Origin of the sequence: Dysgonomonas sp. Shenzhen-Wh21, assembly GCF_043392705.1 — a bacterium.
Classification (GTDB): domain Bacteria; phylum Bacteroidota; class Bacteroidia; order Bacteroidales; family Dysgonomonadaceae; genus Dysgonomonas.
The window spans coordinates 1-3,094 of record NZ_JAIXHZ010000201.1 but is presented as its reverse complement, the minus strand read 5'-3'; the positions used below and the strand labels follow the sequence as shown (position 1 = coordinate 3,094).

Below are 3,094 nucleotides of genomic sequence, written 5' to 3'. Positions count from 1 at the left end.
ATCATATATAATTTGCTCATTCGGCTTCAATATCATAGATTGTACAGGGCCCGTTTTTGTTTCTACTTTTATCTTACCCTCTTCTAATGTTGCTGTTATTTTTGGTAAGTCTAAATAAGCCCTAACATTAAATATTGTTCCCAATGCTTCAATATTCAAATTGTTTGTACTTACGATAAAACGTTTATCCGGATTTTTAGTTACGGAGAAATTAGCTTCACCATTGAGATAAATAGTGCGTGTATCTCCTACAAATTTTTCGGGATATATTATTATTGATCCTGAATTCACCCATACCTCGCTGCTATCCGGTAAAACAATTAATTTTTTTTCGCCATAAGGAACAAAGCATTCTACCATATTCACATTTTTAACCGAATATTTCTGTGTCAGGAAATATGTAAGATATGAACATAGTATAGGAATCATAATCATGGCGGCAATACGCACAATGTAAGAGTAATTGATTCTCTTAATTCTATGTCTTGCATTCATTTTTTGATGCAACAGCTCTAAATCTCTTATTGTAGATTCATCAGCCTCCGCATTTATATTATTCCATATATTTTCAAGAGATGCATTTTTATCTTCAACATTGTCTGAATTTATCAGCCATTGTCTGAATTTATACTGGATATTCTTGGGAAGAATATTCTCTGTATATCTTCTTATAAGTAGATCGATGTGCTTTTTATGCATTTCTTTGGCTTTTATTACTTAGACTGTAATAAGGAAATAAACACGTAGTCGGTAATTCTTTTTTTTAGTAAAAAAATAAAACTATGTTCATGAGTAGTTTTCTAATATCTTTTAATGCACTGGAAATGTGGGTCTCTACCGTTCTTTTGCTAATTTCTAATTTTATAGAAATTTCCTCGTTTGTGAATCCTTCTTTACGGCTCATTTTATATATTTTCTTTCGTTGCTCAGGCATTGATTCAACTAATGTATCAATAAGCATTTCCAAATCACGAGCCTCAATTGACTCTTCCAATGAATCGAAGTCTTTTATTTTATACTCTCGCTCGTAATCATCAAAGAGTGCATTCTCCTTAAAAAAATCGAAGACCGCATTTTTGGACATTTGGAATAAGTATGTTCTGAAATATTGAATTTCGGGGAGCTTCTCTCTATTGTTCCATATTTTAAGAAATATATCTTGAGATAAATCTCGAGCATCTTCTTCATTCTTTACTAAACTCATTATAAAATTTTTCACTCGAGGATAATGAAGAATAAAAAGAGAATCGAAAGCTTTTGTATTTCCTTTCGAAATATTTAAAAGATACTCTTTTTCTATGTCCATACGATCTAGAATAGATAAAAAACGAAATCTGGGATATATAGAAATGACAATAACTATCTATCGGCACAAAGCTAGTAAGTTTTATGTTTGCAGCATAACAACTAAAATAAATTAACAACTTATATTTGTTCTTAAGGTTAGTCTTTTTCTCGTTTTTCAATTCAGAAAAAGTAATGGCTTAAATATATTTCCCATATATAAAAAATAGACTCTTTTTAAGACAAGGATATACGATGACCACATTGGCACACTCGGATCAATAAATTCGAGATATTGGAACGAATCCTCAAGCAGATCAAGCCTGTCTTTTATGAAAGGAGTATGAAATCCAGATTGATATGGTAAAACCTGAAAGAAAATATCTTCCTGCCTAAGAGATTCGGACAACTTCTTAAGAGCATCTTCGGTAGCGCATAATAATACTTGATTCGGACAATTATCATTAGACAAGTAAAGATTAGGTATTGAGTCCAAATACTTCTTAACCCTCTCCCGCCCTACACTGACAGCAATAAAGAAAACGCCATCTATTTTATATTTACTAGCATCTAAGCAGTTGATAAGTTTCTTGATTGATTTACCTGATATCATACCTGATGCTTCCACACCGAACCACTCACCTAAGCTGTGTCCGACGTTCATATCTGATTTTATATTTAATGCCTTCAACGACATATCCATCGCTTTGTTGATACGATACAATCTTAAGACATTGTCTATAATTTTACTTTCTGCTGATCTGTATTCCTCTTCAGGTAAAGAAAATTTAAAATAGTTGATCAGGCTCTCTATTTCTGGGTTCACTCCGGGATCATAGCCCGGATACATAAAAGCAATCTTTCCTCCATTCTTTATAAGTGGTTTATTTGTAAACCAAATATCTTGACGCCCTTTCCATATTAAATCTTTTTCAATAAATTTTATAGCTTTTTCTATCCTATCGGTCGTTGGATTGAATAGAACCAAACGGTAGTCTCCTTCTTGATTAAAAGATGCTGTTTGTCCATTACGTAAAGTCTTTATTAACTCTTCTTTGGAGGTAGAGCTAATCGCTATTACTTTATCTTGAAATGGGCTTTTCTCAACATCATCGTCTAAAGATCGTTTTTCTCCGTATGCTTCTAAGATCACATGTGCATTTATTCCTCCAAAGCCAAAAGCATTTACCCCAGCAACTAATGGGTACTTATTTTCATCCCAATCCTGAAGTTTCTGTACAGGTTTGAAACGGGTATTTTCTATCCCCTTTAATGGATGCTCACAATGTAATGTTGGAGGAATTTTTCTAGTATATAATGCTAAAACTGTTTTAATCAAGCCAAGAATACCTGCGGCAGGCATAACATGACCAATATTAGATTTTACAGAACCAATCAGTACATCTTTGTCACATTCTTCTTTTGGAAACACTTCTGATAAAGTTTGTAACTCTGTCTTATCTCCTATCGTTGTAGCAGTACCATGCGCTTCTAAATAACCAATTTTAGATTTGTCTAAATCTCTATTAGCCCAAGCTGTTTCTATAGCAAGTTTTTGTCCCTTTACTGATGGAGCCATTACGGCAACTCCTGATCCATCACTACTCACTCCTACCCCTTTGATGACTGCATAAATACGATCTTTATCTGCAATAGCCTTATCCAACGTTTTTAGAACAACGAAACCGCTACCTTCACCAATCAGTAGACCATCCGCATTTTCGCTAAATGGACAGATACGTTGTTTATGAGATAGAGCTCCAAGTTGTGAAAAAATACTCCAAAACGGAGCATTATGACCAACATGAAC

3 protein-coding genes are annotated in these 3,094 nt (G+C 33.6%); all 3 read right to left on the bottom strand.

The features are described 5' to 3' along the window. Positions 1-699: FecR family protein (locus LDB17_RS13810; protein ID WP_393925089.1), on the bottom strand; the 699-nt coding region annotated here is incomplete at its 3' end. 64 nt (positions 700-763) lie between these two features. Continuing rightward, positions 764-1,306, bottom strand: a complete 543-nt coding sequence (locus LDB17_RS13805) for an RNA polymerase sigma-70 factor (RefSeq protein ID WP_252637343.1) — start codon at positions 1,304-1,306, stop codon at positions 764-766. A gap of 156 nt (positions 1,307-1,462) precedes the next feature. After that, positions 1,463-3,094, bottom strand: a 1,632-nt coding sequence (locus tag LDB17_RS13800; protein ID WP_393925088.1) for a ketoacyl-synthetase C-terminal extension domain-containing protein, incomplete at its 5' end; no start/stop codon positions are given.

Bases quoted from the DNA above. Each gene is read 5' to 3' on its own strand.
- LDB17_RS13805 (WP_252637343.1), bottom strand. From the start codon at position 1,306: ATGGACATAGAAAAAGAGTATCTTTTAAATATTTCGAAAGGAAATACA.